Origin of the sequence: Clostridium sartagoforme (assembly GCF_039521405.1) — a bacterium.
In the GTDB taxonomy this organism is placed as follows: Bacteria; Bacillota; Clostridia; order Clostridiales; family Clostridiaceae; genus Clostridium; species Clostridium sartagoforme.
The window spans coordinates 322539-340013 of sequence record NZ_BAAACH010000011.1 but is presented as its reverse complement, the minus strand read 5'-3'; the positions used below and the strand labels follow the sequence as shown (position 1 = coordinate 340013).

The 17475-nt window shown below is 27.4% G+C and carries 16 protein-coding genes; 2 read left to right on the top strand and 14 right to left on the bottom strand.

All coding sequences use genetic code 11. The features are described 5' to 3' along the window. Position 1: 1 nt before the first annotated feature. The 5 genes from rhaB to ABDZ60_RS05120 all read right to left on the bottom strand — a co-directional run bounded on the left by rhaB (position 2) and on the right by ABDZ60_RS05120 (position 6328). Positions 2-1417: a rhamnulokinase gene (gene rhaB, locus ABDZ60_RS05140; protein WP_343776591.1), complete on the bottom strand. Its 1416-nt coding sequence runs from the start codon at positions 1415-1417 to the stop codon at positions 2-4. Between the two features lie 234 nt (positions 1418-1651). After that, the gene (locus tag ABDZ60_RS05135; protein WP_343776589.1) at positions 1652-2611 is read right to left on the bottom strand and encodes an AraC family transcriptional regulator; all 960 of its coding nucleotides are present in this window, start codon (positions 2609-2611) and stop codon (positions 1652-1654) included. A gap of 157 nt (positions 2612-2768) precedes the next feature. Then, positions 2769-4706, bottom strand: coding sequence for a bile acid Fe-S flavoenzyme BaiCD (baiCD, locus tag ABDZ60_RS05130; protein ID WP_343776588.1), 1938 nt, complete (start codon positions 4704-4706; stop codon positions 2769-2771). A 278-nt stretch (positions 4707-4984) separates the two neighbouring features. Beyond that, positions 4985-5569, bottom strand: a complete 585-nt coding sequence (locus ABDZ60_RS05125) for a TetR/AcrR family transcriptional regulator (protein ID WP_343776587.1) — start codon at positions 5567-5569, stop codon at positions 4985-4987. A gap of 243 nt (positions 5570-5812) precedes the next feature. Continuing rightward, complete coding sequence (locus ABDZ60_RS05120; RefSeq protein WP_343776585.1) at positions 5813-6328, bottom strand: fasciclin domain-containing protein; 516 nt, start codon at positions 6326-6328, stop codon at positions 5813-5815. A 535-nt stretch (positions 6329-6863) separates the two neighbouring features. On the opposite strand from ABDZ60_RS05120, the gene ABDZ60_RS05115 reads away from it, so the two are divergent. Together ABDZ60_RS05115 and ABDZ60_RS05110 are read left to right on the top strand one after the other, a co-directional pair. Beyond that, positions 6864-7400 carry a sigma-70 family RNA polymerase sigma factor gene (locus ABDZ60_RS05115; protein ID WP_343776583.1) on the top strand — a complete coding sequence of 179 codons (537 nt, stop codon included), beginning with the start codon at positions 6864-6866 and terminating at the stop codon, positions 7398-7400. A 1-nt stretch (position 7401) separates the two neighbouring features. Continuing rightward, a complete protein-coding gene (locus tag ABDZ60_RS05110; RefSeq protein WP_343776581.1) occupies positions 7402-8052 on the top strand; it encodes a hypothetical protein in 651 nt (216 codons plus the stop codon). 76 nt (positions 8053-8128) lie between these two features. Here ABDZ60_RS05110 and ABDZ60_RS05105 read toward each other — a convergent pair whose 3' ends face one another. The 9 genes from ABDZ60_RS05105 to ABDZ60_RS05065 all read right to left on the bottom strand — a co-directional run bounded on the left by ABDZ60_RS05105 (position 8129) and on the right by ABDZ60_RS05065 (position 17363). After that, a complete protein-coding gene (locus ABDZ60_RS05105; protein WP_047001241.1) occupies positions 8129-8710 on the bottom strand; it encodes an AAA family ATPase in 582 nt (193 codons plus the stop codon). Positions 8711-8939: 229 nt separating this feature from the next. After that, entirely contained in the window at positions 8940-10520 is a 1581-nt protein-coding gene (locus ABDZ60_RS05100; protein WP_343776576.1) for an ABC transporter permease/substrate-binding protein, read from the bottom strand. Next, entirely contained in the window at positions 10520-11647 is a 1128-nt protein-coding gene (locus ABDZ60_RS05095) for an ABC transporter ATP-binding protein (RefSeq protein ID WP_343776574.1), read from the bottom strand. The genes ABDZ60_RS05100 and ABDZ60_RS05095 overlap by 1 nt, the downstream gene beginning before the upstream one ends. A 641-nt stretch (positions 11648-12288) precedes the next feature. Beyond that, entirely contained in the window at positions 12289-13371 is a 1083-nt protein-coding gene (locus ABDZ60_RS05090) for a hypothetical protein (RefSeq protein WP_343776572.1), read from the bottom strand. 1 nt (position 13372) lies between these two features. Further along, a complete protein-coding gene (locus tag ABDZ60_RS05085; protein WP_343776570.1) occupies positions 13373-14122 on the bottom strand; it encodes a C39 family peptidase in 750 nt (249 codons plus the stop codon). A gap of 65 nt (positions 14123-14187) precedes the next feature. Next, on the bottom strand, positions 14188-14682 hold the full coding sequence (locus ABDZ60_RS05080) for a hypothetical protein (RefSeq protein WP_016205633.1): 495 nt from the start codon (positions 14680-14682) through the stop codon (positions 14188-14190). Positions 14683-14929: 247 nt separating this feature from the next. Beyond that, positions 14930-15232 (bottom strand): hypothetical protein, encoded by a 303-nt coding sequence (locus ABDZ60_RS05075; protein ID WP_016205634.1) that lies wholly within the window; start codon positions 15230-15232, stop codon positions 14930-14932. 243 nt (positions 15233-15475) lie between these two features. Then, positions 15476-16381, bottom strand: a complete 906-nt coding sequence (locus ABDZ60_RS05070; protein ID WP_343776567.1) for a Gfo/Idh/MocA family protein — start codon at positions 16379-16381, stop codon at positions 15476-15478. Positions 16382-16562: 181 nt separating this feature from the next. Continuing rightward, positions 16563-17363 (bottom strand): Cof-type HAD-IIB family hydrolase, encoded by an 801-nt coding sequence (locus ABDZ60_RS05065; protein WP_343776565.1) that lies wholly within the window; start codon positions 17361-17363, stop codon positions 16563-16565. Between the last annotated feature and the right edge of the window lie 112 nt (positions 17364-17475).

The following is a 17475-nucleotide window of genomic DNA, read 5'->3' as shown; positions in this document are numbered from 1 at the left end:
CCTAATTTATACATTTTATGGCCGTATATTTTTTTATTTCAAAAGATTCTGCTATAAGTTTTCTAGCTTCTCTTAAGTCTTCTATTTTATTAAAACTAAGCAGCTGAACAATTATATTTCCTATTGCTGTTGCCTCAACTGGACCTGCTAAAACTTCTTTATTAGTTCTATCTGCAATTAATTGATTAAGAAGTTCATTTTGACATCCACCACCAAAGACATTAATTCTTTCATATTTCTTTTCAAATATTTCTTCAAGTTCTTTAATAGATTCTCTATAACTAATACCTAAACTGTTAAATACACAATAAGCCACTTCACCAGGAGTTTTAGGTATATCTTGATTAGTTTCTTTGCAATAATCTTGTATTTCTGTAATCATATTTTCAGGATTTAAAAATCTATCCTGATTTACATCTATAATTGATTTAAAGCACTCAACTTCCTTAGCCTTTATAACTAATTCTTGGAAGGAATATTTATCTTTGTACACCCTTTTTACTTCTTGTATAATCCAAAGTCCCATTATATTTTTTAAAAACCTAAACTTATAATCAATTCCACCTTCATTAGTAAAGTTGTAATTCATTGACTGTGGAACACAAATTGGAAATCTATTTTCAACTCCCATAAGAGACCATGTTCCAGAGCTTAGATAAACACTATCCTCATCATTACATACTGAGGATATAAAAGCAGAACCTGTATCATGAGTTGCAGGTAATATTACCTCCATATTAAAACCAAATTCTTCTACTAATTCACTTCTTAAGTTTCCAAGATTAGTTTTAGGAAGCTTTATTTCTTGGAACATCTCTTTATTTATTTCTAAGGAATTTAATATATTATCATCCCATGTTTTATCAAAGGAATTTACTAATTGAGTTGAAGTTGCATTTGTATATTCATTAACTTTCTTTCCTGTTAAAAGGAAGTTAAAATAATCAGGTATCATTAAAAAAGTTTTAGCTTTTTTAAGATTTTCTGGATTTTTCTTTTTAATTGCCATAAGCTGATATATTGTATTAAATCTTTGAAACTGAATTCCTGTATAAAGATATAGCATATCTTTAGGTATTATCTTAAAAACTTCTTCCATTATCCCTTCTGTTCTATCATCTCTATAAGCTACTGTATTTCCTAATATATCTTCATTTTCATCTAATAACACAAAGTCTACTGCCCAAGTATCTATCCCTATACTTTTGGGGATTTTGCCTATTTCCTTACATTTTTTTATTCCATTTTTTATTTCTAAAAATAAGTTTTTTAAATCCCAGCAATATTCATTATTAACCTTTTTTATTCCATTACTAAATCTATAAATTTCTTCTAATTTAAGCTTACCATCTTCTATAAATCCTAATATATGTCTTCCACTAGAAGCACCAATATCAATGGCTAGATGATATTCCATAACCTATTCCCCCTATCAAGAAATCATTTACACATCTTGATTATATTATTTATAAAGATTATATTTAATAACTCTATTTGTTTAATTTATTATCCTTATTTGCAAAATAAAGAGTGAATATATATAAATTTTCTTATTACATCTCTTCTATGCAAAGTCAACGCTAACTTACATATACCCACTTGAAAAATAGAGAAAAAAAGTAGAAGACTATTAGAAATTTCTAATAGTCTTCTACTTTTTTTCTCTATATTCTTTAGGAGTAACTTTATACTTTGTTTTAAATATCTTATAGAAATAAGTAAGATTTTCATATCCAATTAAATCTATAACTTCAACTATAGGATATTCTGTAAACTTTAAAAGCTCTACAGCTTTGCTAAGTCTTTTTTCTTGCAGTAGTTCTTTAAAAGTCATCTTAGTATGCCTTTTAATTAATTTGCTTAACTTATAATGTGGTTGCTTAAGTTCTTTAGATAGCTCAAAAAGATTCCCTTCTCTGTAAAACTCATCTATATATTTTAAGCATTGAATTATTAACATCTTTTCATAATTATCCACAGAATACGTCTCTACATCTTGTGAATTTTTTACGAGTTCTACTATTAATAACCCTACTAAAAGTTTAATTGTAGCTTTACTCATTATAGAAGGAGTGTACAGTTCCGTTATTATTTTCTCTACTAAGTTTTGTATCTCTTTGTTATCTGCAACTTTAAAATATAAATATTCTCCTTCTTCATAATTAGTATATAAGGTTGTTATTAAGAATCTGCTTATTATATTATCATTTTCTAATAATCCTAATATATAATCGAAGAATTCAGGCTTTATTATAAAATTTATTATTATATCTTCTTCTTTAGAAGCTTCAATTTCATGAGTAATATATTGATTTAAGAAAATTAACTCTCCCCTTTTAAGTATTATTTTCTTATCATCAATTATCTCTGTTAAGCTTCCTTGATAAACATAGTTAAATTCAATATAGTTATGCTTATGCTTTGGAAAATCTATAAACCTCGTATGTTTTCTTATATCTATAAGTTCTTCTTTTCCTAACAACTTATTACTGTCTATTATAAATTGACCATTGTCAGTATATAAACTTTTATTAACTTCATGCTCACCATTTAAAATTTTATTTTCTTCATCTGTTAGTGCTATTAATTTATTATGAATATACTCCTTCATAAGTTTTCTCCTACTGGCACTTATTTTTATTTACCTTTATTTTAGCATAAGTAAATTTTCACAACAAATTAATCAATTTTTAGTATAATATAGCTCTCTTATGAAAAAAACTAATATAGGCTATTAAATAGCTCCATATTAGTTTTTTATATTAATATTAAATTACTCTAGCAACTTCACTTGCTTCTGCTACAGCATTAAGTGCTCTACGTGCACGAACGGCATCACCAACAGCATGACATGGAATTCCATTTTCTTCACAATACTTGCTTATATTATCAAAGTTTCTTGATTTTGCTCCTATAGCAACTATCACTGAGTCAGATGGTAGTTTTTCAATATTATTATCCTTCTCTATAACAACTGAATTATTTTCTATTTCAATACATTTTGCATTAGTTACAGTATTTACACCTTCAGTGTATAAACTCTCCATTACGCAAATCTTACGTAATTGTCCTAAATCTTTTGCAACTTCATCAAGCATTTCAACAACTGTAATACTTTCAGCTTTTCCATTTAAATATTCTGCAACTTCAAGTCCTACTAATCCTCCACCTATTACTACTACCTTTCCTGAAGCTGTTGCTTTACCAGAAAGTATATCATGTGAATTTGTCACATTAGGAAGATTTGCTCCTGGAATATTTAAATTCATTGGAGCTGAACCTACAGCTATTATAACTTCATCTGGATTTATTTCTCCTATTAATTCTGTTGTAACAGGTGTATTAAGTTTAATTTCAACACCTTCATTTATTGCTTGTTGTCCCCTAGATAGTGCTGCTTCTTTCATTTCTTCTTTTCTTGGAGCTGCTCCAGCTAATGCAAATTGACCTCCAAGAGAATCAGATGCTTCACAAATTATAGGGTTATGTCCTCTTTTCTTTAATATTATAGCTGCTTCAAGCCCAGCAATTCCACCACCAGCTATTAATACTTTCTTTGGTGTATCAGTTTTAACTATTTTATATTCAGCTTCTCTTCCTAAAGCGGGGTTTCTAAGACAAGTTATAAATGGCATTTCAGTAGAAACAAAACCATCATAACAACCTTGGTTACAGCCAACACACTTAATTATACTGTCCTCTTTCCCATCCTTAGATTTATTACAGAATTCTGGATCTGAAAGTTGAGATCTTCCTATTACAACCATATCAGCTTTGTCATTTTCTAAAATTTCCTCTGCAAGAGCTGCATCATTTATTCTTCCTACTGCAACAGTTATAAGTCCTGTTTCCTTTCTTATTCTTGCAGCATTTTCTACATTAAACCCTCTTTGTAAATCAACTGGAGGAACCTCAAATTTTATTGCTGCACTTGAGAAATTACCACGAGATACATCTACTACATCAACTCCTGCTTCTTTAGCCATTTTACAAAATTCTATAATGTCTTCTATAGTAAGTCCGCCTTCTAAATAGTCGTCTTGAGCAACCACACGCATAAATAAAGGCATATTTTCTGGTATGTTTTCTCTAATAGCTTTTATAGCTTCAATTGAAAATCTTGCACGGTTTTCAAGGGATCCACCATACTCATCTTCTCTTTTATTAAAGAAAGGGCTTAAAAATGAATGAGGAACATAATTGTGTCCTGCATGAAATTCTATTGTATCAAATCCAGCCTCAACAGCACGTCTTGCTGCTTCTCCAAAGGATTTAACTGCTTCTTTTATAGTTTCAAGACTTGCTCCAGGCATTATATAATCTGTTCCTTGCACTGGAATATCACTTGGAATAATAATCATTGCCTCTGGATCACTAGCAACAGCAAGTCCACCAAGCCAAAGCTGAACTCCAGCCTTACCACCTGCTTCATGAATTGCATCTGTTAATTTTTTTAATCCTTGTATATACTTATCTTCAGCTATAGATAAAAACTTTTTAGGAGATGCAGGTGCATATACTGAGCATACCTCTGTAAAGTTAAGCCCACAGCCACCTACTACTCTTGCTACATGATAATCAATAATTTGATCTGTTACAAACTTGTCCTCTGTTGCCATTTTGGTTCCCATTGCTGGGAACATTATTCTATTTTTTAGTTCTAATCCTTTAATTTTTATTGTACTAAATAACTTGTTATATGCCATTTAAGTTTCCCCCTATATATTAATTTATATTACTGTTACCATTTTTCATACTTCGAAGCTACATTAATAATATATCAGTCTTTATTAAGTTATTATTTTAACAGTATTTTATAAATTTTTTTCTCTAAATAATATTTAACTGTTTACAGAATAATTATTTAGAGATTATCTACAAAAACATTATAGAATATTTAACAATTTAAAGCAATATGTTTAATACATTTTGTTTTAATTTTGTAATATTCAGATTATTTCTAGAAAATAAAAAAGACTACCTTTTAAGTAGTCTTTAAAACTTTTATTATATTTTTTATAAATTCTATTCTTTTTTCCTTTGTATTTACCATCTCTTCAGCAAATCCAATAATGTCAGCATTCTCAATAATATGAGTAATTGATGCCATAAATATAGCCATTTTATGCTTTAAAGTCATTTTATTATTTACAGTAATATTATATAATATTTCCTCAATTTTTTTATACATCTCATCATTTTCATTTACAATAAGTTTTGATATTTCATCATTTTCATGACATTTTATAGCTTCTCTTAAAATTACAGTTACTCCTGGAAATCTTAGCATATATTCCATTATTTCATTAGAAGCTAAAATCAATCTTTCTTCATCTTCGTATTCATGGCTGTTTAGTATTGATGAAACTGTTTGAGTATTAATTAGATAAAACTGTTTAACCTGTTTTAACATTTCTTCCTTTGTCCTAAAATAATAATTTATGGCACTTACATTTACATTTGCTTCTTTTGCAATTGCACGAACAGGCACATCCATAGTTTTATTTTTTCCTATTAAATATAATGCTCTATCTAAAATTTTCTCTTCAACACTCTTTAATTCTCTCATTTCTAAATAAAACTCCCATCTATAATACTGCTATGCTATATTATAAACCATATATTAATTTATTTAAACTTCTTTGGAATTATATTTTATTACAACTTAATATAATTAGCCATAAAAACAAAATGAACATATATAAGTTTATTAAACCTATATATGTTCATTTATTCACTAAAAATAAACAAAACCCTATTTAATTAATTTAAAATAATCTCTTAATCTTTAATTTATAAAATTACAATTAATTTACTTCATAATTACTGCATCTATTACATGTATTACTCCATTTTTGGCCATAATATCAGTAACTATAATCTTTGCTCCATTAATATATACTTCATTATTTTTGACTTCTATTTTTGCTTTATCACCATTAACCATCTTTATTTCTTTTCCATTCAATTTTACTACATCTGCTGCAGTAAGTTTTCCTGGTGTAACATGATAAGTTAATATTTTTGATAAAGCATCTTTATTTTCTGGTTTTAAAAGTTCAGTAAGTGTTTCATTTGGGATTTTTGCAAATGCTTCGTCTGTTGGTGCAAATACAGTAAATGGCCCTTTTCCTTTAAGAGTTTCCACTAAACCTGCAGCTTTTACAGCACTTGTTAATGTTTTAAATCTACTGTCACCACTAACAATTTCAACTATATCCTTTGACTGATTATCTCCTCGCATATATGCATAGCAATTTACTTCCAAAATGTTAAATACTAATACGGTCATAACTAAAGCTATAATTTTTCTAAATTTGTTTTTCATACTAAAGCTCCTTTTCTCTTGTTTTTTATTCAGCCTTAGTATTTGAATTCAATTACTATTATATTCATTTTATAAAGCTCCAATTATTTCAAAACTTTATAGATACTTCTTTTATTGGTTTATTTTCTAACAAATTTAAAAAGGCATTTGTTTAATAACATCTTATGTATATATATAATATATTTATAAGATGTTATTATTTGATTGAAAATATAGAAAATAATACTACTACCCTATTAGATTTTGATTTTTCAAACATGAATGAAATAAAAGATGAGTTATTTATAAAACAAGTTGAGATAGAATAGTAAATCAATATGTTGATGCAATTGCCTTCCTTTCATAACTTCTTTATATTCTTTATTAGTTTTACAGTCACTACCACAAAACATACATAACATAAATTTTCATCTCCCTCTAAAATAAATACTATCCTCCTACTATTAAAAAATATCTAATTATATTTAAATTAATTGACAGAAAAGCAGCATAGTAAACGAATATTATATAGAGAAATAAATAAGGAGGAGATTCTTTGGAGTCAAATGATTACTCTTTGGTTGAAGGTATTAAAAATAAAGATAAAACTAGCCTTTGTAAATTGATGAATATCTATGGCAAATTAGTTATTTATATTTCATCTAAGATACTAAACACCCCTTGCGAAAAGGAATTTGTTGATGAATGTTATAATGATGTATTTACTACTATTTGGTTTAACATTGATTGTTTCAATGAAGAAAAGGGGTGCTTTAGGAACTGGTTAATATCTATTACTAAATACAAGGCCTTAGATATAAAACGTAAAAACTACAAAGTTAATAATTCAGTGGAATATATTCCAAATATAATTCCATCTGAAGAAAATAATTTTGAAAAATTTGAAAATATAGAAATGATTAATTTGCTTTTAGAAAATATAGATGAAAAAGATAGGCTTATACTAATGAAAAGATATTACGAGGGCTTTTCTATAAAGGAAATAGCCTTAGAATTAGACTGTACTGAAGACTATATTTACACAAGAATATCAAGAGCTAGGAAAAAATTAAAAAGATTTGTAGGTGAATAGTATGGAAAATAAAGATTTATTAAAACTCTTAAACTCAATAGAATACTCTGATGATGAAATTATAGCCTTAGAAAGTATATCACTTGATAAAGAAAATACCATTGGTCAGGATTTTTATAAAATAAAAAATGATAAAGTTTTAAAAAAGATTGCATTTTTAGAATTGGAGAGTCTAGTTATATCTAAATTATCTAAGAATGATAGAATTAAATATAAAATTATTTCTCTTCAGAGTTATTTTGAAAAGGATGTTCATAGAATTTGGGCTGGAGCAATGGGTGGAGACCCAACAATATATCTTGGAATATTCATTACTAATTATAAAATCTTTATATATAAAATGGGACGAACTTATAATCTATTAGAAGAAGGATATTCCAATGAAATTGAAAATATAGAATGTTTAATTGACATGTGGAATCAATGTGAAACAATAGGTATTAAGTTTAAAGATGGAAAAGAATTTTCCCCAAGACCCTTTGGTGATAAAACTCAGCAACTATTTTTAGATATAATTAAACATTTAAAAGATGAAAAGTCCATCAATATAATTGATTATAAAAAAAATGAATTATCTTCCTTTGAAAAAATTCTTCTTTTCTTTTTTTATTTATTGCTTTTATCAATTCCACTTTCACTTATTTTTAAATAATTTGAATAACTTCTCACAATTGAAAAAGGGAGCAGTCTCCAGCAATTGATTCAAAAATCAATTGGAGACAGCTCCTTTATTTAGCCATATCTAAATTTACGTCCTGAGAAATACCTACCATATCTAGTATTTTTTCAGATCTTTCTTTTGTTGAACCAGTTATTTCTGTATATCTAACATTTTCTGCTTCTAAAAAGCTTAATATAGCCTTGTCCACAGCTTGTGCTACTTCTTCATCCTGCCATCTTACTCCATCTTTTGAATAACCAAATTCTCTTGGAACAAAGAATATATGATCATACTTAGGTAAATCTCTTAATGCTAGTACATAAAGATCCTTAAGTATTTCTATTTCTTTTATTGTTCTTTTTTTATCTCCAAGCATGAATCTTGCATATATGTAAGGTACAAACGTAGCGTAATCTGTTATTGCATAATCAAATTCATTTAAACTTTCTTCTAAGTGAAGTTGTCCTAAATAAATTCCATATTGTTCTGCTATATTTTCTATCATACCTTTATCTCTTAGATAATCTGTGCTATACTCCGTTGCTACTCCCACGCTTAAGTCTCTGATTTTCATTTCTACATAAAGTTGTTGTATTAATGTAGTTTTACCACATCTTGGGCCACCTAAAATGGCAATTCTCTTTGGCATTTCAAACCCTCCAAAAATTTCTATATAAAAGTAAATTCTCTTTTAAAACAGATTTTAATTATATCAATAATCGACATAAATTTCAATGTATATTGAAGGGAATGTTATTAAATACAAAATATTAGGGATAATTCTTGTCAAAAGAACTATCCCCTAATTTTTTCATTCCTTCATTATAAATAACTCATCATTAAGTTATCTCCATAACTTTTTCACTTTTCCCTCTTCACTATTCAACTAGACCTTCTGACTTTAAGAATTCATTTGCAACTACTTTAGCATCTCTTTTATTTACATCTACTTCATAATTTAATTTTCTCATTTTCTCATCTGTTAATTTTCCATCTAATTCTCCTAAAACATCTCTAAGTTCTGGGAATTTTTCTAAAGTTTCTTCCTTGACAATTGGGACTGCGTGGTATGGTGGGAAGAAACTTTTATCATCTTCTAAAACAGTTAATTTAAACTGCTCTATTAATCCATCTGTTGTAAATGCGTCAATTACTTGTGTCTCATTACTATTTAAAGCTGTATATCTTAACCCACCATCTACTGGATTTACTGTTTTGAAGTTCATATTATAGGCTTTATTAAGTCCTAATAAACCATCTTCTCTATTTGCGAACTCTATTGTAGGTCCTGCTATTAATTCTCCAGATACCTTGGCTAAATCTGATACTGTCTTTAAGTTATATTTATCTGCTGTTTCTTTAGATACTGCCATTGCATAGGTATTATTAAATCCCATTGGATTTAATACATCAATACCAAAATCTGCTTTAAATCTATCTTTCATTACATTATATACTTCATCTGTATTTGAATTAGGCTCTGTTATGTTTAATATATTTACATATCCTGTACCTGTATATTCAACATACATATCTATTCCACCTGATTTTAGTGCATTAAAAGCAACTTGAGTTCCACCTAAATTTAGTTTTGTTTGTACATCTATATCTGTTTTATCTTCAATTAATTGTTGAAGCATATTTCCTAAGATTATTTGCTCTGTAAAGTTTTTAGATCCTATAGTTATTTTATTGCTATTATTTGATATACTTGAAACAATTACTCCACCTACAACTGCTATTGCTAATATAGATGCTATAACTATATTTCTTTTTCTATTCTTATTAGAAGAAGTTCTTCTTACTTTCATAGTTCCATCTGATTTTTTAATTCCATTTGGCATTGTTGCTTCTTCTATTTTTCCTGTTATCCAGTCTATAACTAAAGCTAGTACAGCTGCTGGAATTGCACCAAATAATATAAGGTTATTATCTACTGTTTGAATACCTGAGAACACTAAGTATCCAAGTCCACCTGCCCCTACAAAGGCTGCTATTGTCATAAGACCAACTGCTGTAACTGCTGCCATTCTTATACCTGCCATCATAACTGGCATAGCTAGAGGGATTTTTATAAGCTTAAGGGTTTGACCACTTGTCATACCCAGTCCCTTTGCTGCTTCTAGCATATCTGGATTTATATTTGTAATTCCTGTATAAGTATTTTTTATTATAGGCAGCATAGAGTATAGAACTACCATGGTTATTGCTGGTGCCGATCCTATACCTATAACTGGTATCAAGAAACCTAATATAGCTAAACTTGGTATAGCTTGAGTTAAGTTTGCAAACCCAATTACAGCATTAGCTAATTTTTTATTTTTAGTTATTAAAATACCTAGTGGCACTCCGATTACTACTGCTATTAATACTGCTATAATTGTAAGTTGTATATGTTCTAATAGAAGAGATAGTATTTCTGACTTCTTCGTCATTAATTGTTCCATAAAAGTATTCATTAATTATCTCCTCCCATTTCTATATATTGGCTACTTAAAACTGATATTAAACTACTTCTTGTTACTAATCCTAAAAGTTTCCCTTCATCACTACATACTGGTAAGTATCCCTTCTTTAAATTATTAAATATTTCTAATAATTCTGGTAGATTCTTATCTCCACATACACATTCTGGGTTTTTATTCATTACTTCTTCAACCAATATATTTTTTTCTTCTATTTTTTGTATTGCTTCTAAAGTGATATATCCTAAAAGCTTTCCTTCTTTATTAATTACTAATAGACTATCTACTTTTTTTTCTCTCATTATTTCTCTTGCTTGAAGTAAATTTCTCTTTGGACTAACTGTTACTGGCTTTGATATCATAACATCTTCTGCCTTAATCATTTCAGGCTTAGTCCATATTTTATTTTTACCAACAAACTCTTCAACATATTCTCCTGCTGGATTTTTTAATATATTTTCTGGAGTATCATATTGAAGTATTTTACCATCTTTTAGTATACATATTTTATCTGCTAAATTTATAGCTTCATCCATATCGTGAGTTACGAATACTATTGTTTTTCTATATTCCTTTTGAATATTAAAAAGCTCTTCTTGAAGCTCTGCTCTTGTTATTGGGTCCAAAGCACTAAAAGGTTCGTCCATTAATATTATTTCAGCATCTGTTGCAAAGGCTCTTGCAACTCCAATTCTCTGTTGCTGTCCTCCACTTAGTTCTACTGGATATCTATCACTATATTTTTCTGGCTCTAATCCAACCATATTCAATAAATCTATTGTTTTTCTATCTATTTCTTCTTGGCTTTTTCCCATAAGTTTAGGAATTATTTCTATGTTTTCCTTCACTGTCATATGTGGAAATAAACCTGTTTGTTGAATTACATATCCTATACTTCTTCTAAGTTCTATAGGATCCATATGATTTATGTTTTTTCCATTAACTAATATTTCTCCTGATGTGGATTCTATTAATCTATTTATCATTTTTAATAAAGTTGTTTTACCACAACCACTTGATCCTATTAGTACAACTAGATTTCCATCTTCTATATTTAAGTTGAAATTTTCTAATATAACGTTATTTTTATAGCTTTTCTTTATATTTTTAAATTCTATCATAAATTACCTCCCCAATCTTTTAACAACTCTATACTAACATTAAGTTGTCAGATTGTCAAATTTTTTGCCTAGAAATTTTTACAAAAATTGTATTTTGATTGTAAACATTTTTCTTTACAAAACTTACAATTACATAAATATAGAATTTTTTTAATTGGGAAATTTCTTAACCTTATTTTAAAAATTGGATTTAATTAATAATTTATTTGTTTCTTTATCTAAAGTAGTTCAAAAATAAGCCTTTTAATCATTCTTACAATATCAATATATTATATACGTTAATAATAATTTGACGTGGATATCTTGACCAAATTCTCTATTTAATGATTTTTGTAAAACTGTATACTCTTTAGCGGCTTTCATCATTCTTCCATCTGCATTTGCTTTTCTATATGTGCAAATAATATTATATTTTCTAATTCTTCTTCTATTATCAACATTATATATATTTTTTTAGTTAATATTTTGATTTCTTAATTTTTAAATAACTTCTTACTTAAATTAAGACTACTAATATTATTTATTAATACTATATATAAAAGTACCCTACAAGATAGAATTTCTTATATTGTCTATCTTATAGGGCATATTCCATATAATATATAGTTTTTTATTTAGTTAGACAACTCTACTGAATAAAATTATTTTATATTATAAATAAATTTTAATTTTTCGTTTTCTTCAATAGTAACCTCATAATATATAATATTTTCCTTTGAAAATATTATATTAGTATTAGTATTATAGCTCTCTTTTATTATTGGAATAAATATATCATTAGTAAAATCATAAACATAATTTCCATTTCTTAAAGAACTTGTCCAATATAATAAATCTGAATTATATGCTAATGCAAATATTGATTCTTTAGGTTCAAAAACATAATTACTAATAATATTTTCTTTAAACTTTGTCCATTTTTTACTTTCAATATCAAATTCAACTATATAATTTGATGAATAACTATCATTTATTTCTTCATCAAAATATATATTTTGTTTTATTCCTAATAAAATATTCCCCTTAAAAATAGGATTATAAATTAATTCATTATCTGATAATTCATTTATGCTATTAGTTTTTATATCATATATATATATTATTGACTTTTCAGTATCCATACATGACCAAACTATAGATGAACTATTAATATTAGGTTGCGAAATATACTTCTTATTAGAATTATTTGATTCATATGAGGATATTATATTCATTTCTCCTGATTCTAAATTTACCATTTTTATATTAAATAATTTTTCATCAGCTATATAGTAAACTACTTTATTATCACTTACGGACAATTGAGGTAATATTTTATTTGTAGTTTCATCTATTAATAATATATTATCTGAATCATAATACTTAATATATATTTTACTTGATATATTAGGTATATCTTTTGTCTCTACCCATATAATCCCATTCTCAAATGTATTTACTGAATTTACATTATATCCATTTTCTACTGATACTAATACATTCTCCCTTTTTGATTTTTTCAAATTATACTTTATTAGTTTTTCTCCATCTTGAATTATTATATTATTTTCGTCTATGATTCCTTTTACATCCAGATTACTATTAATTTTGTAAGTATAATTAAACTTATTCATTAATTTATAATTATTAATATATTTATTTATTTTATTTTTAAAAATAAATAAAATACTAAAAGTACATACAATTAATATAAGTAAATATATTAGATTTCTTTTTTTCTTCATTCTACCATACTATTCCAAGTTCTCTTGTCGCTTCTTTTAGCTTATCAACAGTAGTCCAATATTTTATTGGTAAATTTGGATGAGTATTTGAATCAACTATTAAAACTTCTGCTGGTATTATATCTGGTCTATCATCATATCCCACAACAGCTACATAATGATATGTGTTAGTAGCATATGAATATCCTGGGTGCAAATGGGTGGATGTATCCGTTGTTATTCTGCAATCTGCTATAACTGGATAACCTTTATCTATTGTGTAAATTATTGCATCTTTTAATTTTGATCTCCAGTCAGAGTAGCTACTAGCCCAAATTGCTGCATAATTATTTCCTGGCTTATCTGTATTCATAACATATGTCCATGTTCCTGGAAATGGAGTACTCCCATACATATTAGTAAGTAAGTCTTGAGCATATGCTTGTTGTGTACGAACCCCATTTGTAGCATTATACGCTGCAGCAGGTCCACACCAATTTCCTTGTTGTTGAACAACTGCTTGATAATTATATAATGTTTTAATAGATCCATATCCCCTTAATCTACTTTTACTTTTTACATATTCTTCTGCTAATCTTAATTTTTCCTCTCCAGCTAAACGTTCCCCATCAGTAAGTTCAGTAATAACTTGTTCATTCATCTCATTAAAATTAACAGGAATATTTTCCATTGCCCTTGCCTGTATACTTCCTCCTAAAATACTTAACATTATAGCAGAGCACAGAATTGTTTTAATAAAAATTTTTTTCATAATTTATCACCTCACCATAATTATACAGTATTTTACATATATGTACAAATAATAAACTTTTTTTATTATTTAACTTTTATTTTAAACAAATATTCAAAATTATGAGTATCGTCCCACTCTATATTAAATGAATAATAATATTCACCTTTCTCTTGTGGAACATTAAATTCATAAATATCATTTGTTATCTTTACTCTCTTTCCTGAAACAACTTCAGAAAACTCTATATTATATAAAGTTATTTCCTGTATATTATCTAAATAGCTTATATCGAAACTTAATTTTTCATTGGAATTAACTTCTATAAATGATATTTCATTAAACTTTTCATTTATCGGCCCTATAAAACTATTTCCTCCTCCCATTTCTTTATCAAACCAAGTTCCTTCACCTTTTATGGTATTATATTTATCTCCATTAACAATAATGTTCACATTAGGTATATTATTGGGTAGTTTATTACTCCTATTCCCACAACTAGAAATCATAAATATTCCTAAATATATTGTAATACAACATATTAATATTTTTGTATATTTACTTTTAAATGACATTTTCATATGTATGTCCTCCTTTAGAATTAATATATTAATATTATAGATTATATTAGTATATTAATAAAGTAAATATTTGAATATCTTACTTTATTTTATACCTTTTCTTTTTATATACTAATTACCAATATTCTCCCAAATATTTTTTTTTACAATACAATCAAAAGTTATAGTTTTTAATTGACTATAAATAAACTTATAACAAAAAAGCTATTACTTCGCACTTATTAATACGAAGTAATAGCTTTTCGCTTTATTTAATTCCTCTTAGTTTTTCTATATCATTACAGTTTCTTGCAGTAACTTCCTCAACAAAATTAAGATCACTTTTAATACTAATTACATCTTCAGCACTTCTAGCTACTTGATCATAGGTTATATCTATTTTATTTTCAATTCTATCTAACTTTTCATTAGCTCTTTGTTGCTCTACTTTTAAGGCATTAATATCTTGATGCATTGTTTCCATACCTTGTTGCATAGTTTTCATTTCATGCTTCATTGCCTGCATATCTTGTTGCATTGATTTTAAGATATCCAATGCTTCTTTTTCCACTTCTCATCACTCCTTATGTACCAATTCATAATTAACAATGCACAAGGCACAGTTTATAGTTTCTGATTATAATGGGTGGAAGGGAACAATTAACAAGTAACAGAGAATTTTGCAGAGCAAAATTGATTTAATTTTTCGTTTTGATTCTTAATTTTAAATTTATAACCTGTTACCTGTTCCCTGTTACCTTATCCCTAAAAACTCTGAATTGTGAATTGTGCACTGCGAACTGCAAGAAGTTCACTATTTTAGTTGGCAAAATTCCACAATTTCTTCACATATTTTATGTGTAATTATAGAATCACTAATTGATGGATTTGGAAGTTTATTTTCCTTAACACAATTAATAAAATAGTCTAGTAAATTTTCAAATCCTCTTTTATATAATGTTGTTTCCCATCCACCAAAGGTAGTTTTGGTTTTTCCATCATTGTTAACTTCTATCATATCTACTAAATCTTCAACAACATACTTATTACCTTTAATCATATATTCTATATTTTCTTCTGTAATTTTTGCTGTTCTATTCATTACTCCAACTGCAGTTGTATTTTCTCCTTTAAAAGTAACAACTACACTATTAAGATTATTATTATCTTTTGAGTAATTAATATCTAATGATTTTACTTCTTCATCCATTAAAAATCTTAAAGTATCCACAACATGAATAAAATCTTCCACAATAAATCTTCTAATATCCCCAGGTGGATACTCCCTATTTTTTTGCATTATTATTATGTCTGCTTTTCCCTTATCTTTAAGTGCTTTAATTTGTGGGCAAAATCTTCTATTAAAACCTACCATAGCAATAACATTATTTTCTTTTGATAAAGCTTCTATTTCTTTCGCCTCATTAAAGTTAAAACTAATTGGCTTATCTATATATACATTAACACCCTTTTTTATTAACTTTTTAGCTATTTCGTAGTGTCCATCTGCATGAGTTGAAATTATTGCAGCATCTATCTCTTCTTCTAATAAGTTTTCAATGTTATTATATGCTTTGTCTATCCTATATTTATTAGAAACCTCTTCTAAAACCTCTTTATTCCTAGTAGATATTAAAAGTTCCACGCCTTCCTTTACTGTTAAGATTGGTAGATAAGCTTTTTTAGCTATTGCTCCTAAACCAATTATTGCAATTTTCATAAAATCTCCTCCTCTCTTTTGTTCAGTGCACAGTTGTCAGTTCACAATTCACAGTCTCAATTAGTTCAAAGTTTACAGTTCGCAGTTCCCTGTTACCTTGTTACCTATTACCTGACACCTGTTCCCTGTTACCTGTTCCCTAAACCGAACTGTGAACTGTGCCTTGTGCACTGTGAACTGATTAAATTAGTTCTAACTCTTTAAGTCCTTTATAAATCCCTTCATTTTCAACATCTTCTGTAAAATCAAAAGCGTGTGGCTCTAAATCTTTATGATACCCACCCATAGCTATACCATATTTTATAGCTTGAAACATTTCTATATCATTTTCACCATCACCAAAAGCATATGCATAGTCTTTAGAAATATCAAGTCTCTCTAATAAATGTTCTACGCCATACCCTTTTGTGTATTTAGCTATATATATTTCAAAAGTATCACCAAATTGGTTTGCCATAAATGCAAATTCTTTTTCCTTATATTTTTCACGGACTATCTTATAAGAATTTTCATTCTTACCTATAGCTATTATCTTGCTTGTTTTTACATCTTCTTTAGTCCAATTATCTGTAAAACTATCTATATCTAAATTAGCTTTATCTATAAGATATTTAACTTTTTCGTTATTTATATCTAAAACATAATTCTTTTCTTGACCCTCTAAAATATATACTATTTCATTTTCTTCAAGAAAATATAGTAGATCTTTAAGTTTTTCATTATTTATGCACTCATTAAATATCACTTCATTTTCAATTTCTGCATAAGCTCCATTAGACGCTATATATCCATTTAAACCTAAAGCCTCTATCTCTTCAGTAATAGAACTCTTTGGTCTTCCTGTTGCTAAAACAGTTAAATAACCATTTTCTTTTAATTTATTTATAGCTTCCTTTGTAGTTTTAGTTGGAGAATGGATACCTTTTGTCCAATCAATTAGTGTTCCATCTACATCAAAAAAAACTATTCCTTTTTTATTCATTTGTATTCCCCCTTACGACTTTGCCTCTACTCAATTTTATAGCTTTCTAAACCAAGCTGTGAACTGTGCCTTGTGCACTGTGAACTAAAAACCTGTTACCTGTTACCTGACA

Excerpts from the sequence above, each read along its gene's own strand:
- rhaB (WP_343776591.1), bottom strand. The coding sequence starts at position 1,417 with ATGGAATATCATCTAGCCATTGATATTGGTGCTTCTAGTGGAAGACAT.
- ABDZ60_RS05135 (WP_343776589.1), bottom strand. The coding sequence starts at position 2,611 with ATGAAGGAGTATATTCATAATAAATTAATAGCACTAACAGATGAAGAA.
- baiCD (WP_343776588.1), bottom strand. The coding sequence starts at position 4,706 with ATGGCATATAACAAGTTATTTAGTACAATAAAAATTAAAGGATTAGAA.
- ABDZ60_RS05125 (WP_343776587.1), bottom strand. The coding sequence starts at position 5,569 with ATGAGAGAATTAAAGAGTGTTGAAGAGAAAATTTTAGATAGAGCATTA.
- ABDZ60_RS05120 (WP_343776585.1), bottom strand. The coding sequence starts at position 6,328 with ATGAAAAACAAATTTAGAAAAATTATAGCTTTAGTTATGACCGTATTA.
- ABDZ60_RS05110 (WP_343776581.1), top strand. The coding sequence starts at position 7,402 with ATGGAAAATAAAGATTTATTAAAACTCTTAAACTCAATAGAATACTCT.
- ABDZ60_RS05105 (WP_047001241.1), bottom strand. The coding sequence starts at position 8,710 with ATGCCAAAGAGAATTGCCATTTTAGGTGGCCCAAGATGTGGTAAAACT.
- ABDZ60_RS05100 (WP_343776576.1), bottom strand. The coding sequence starts at position 10,520 with ATGAATACTTTTATGGAACAATTAATGACGAAGAAGTCAGAAATACTA.
- ABDZ60_RS05095 (WP_343776574.1), bottom strand. The coding sequence starts at position 11,647 with ATGATAGAATTTAAAAATATAAAGAAAAGCTATAAAAATAACGTTATA.
- ABDZ60_RS05090 (WP_343776572.1), bottom strand. The coding sequence starts at position 13,371 with ATGAAGAAAAAAAGAAATCTAATATATTTACTTATATTAATTGTATGT.
- ABDZ60_RS05085 (WP_343776570.1), bottom strand. The coding sequence starts at position 14,122 with ATGAAAAAAATTTTTATTAAAACAATTCTGTGCTCTGCTATAATGTTA.
- ABDZ60_RS05080 (WP_016205633.1), bottom strand. The coding sequence starts at position 14,682 with ATGAAAATGTCATTTAAAAGTAAATATACAAAAATATTAATATGTTGT.
- ABDZ60_RS05070 (WP_343776567.1), bottom strand. The coding sequence starts at position 16,381 with ATGAAAATTGCAATAATTGGTTTAGGAGCAATAGCTAAAAAAGCTTAT.
- ABDZ60_RS05065 (WP_343776565.1), bottom strand. The coding sequence starts at position 17,363 with ATGAATAAAAAAGGAATAGTTTTTTTTGATGTAGATGGAACACTAATT.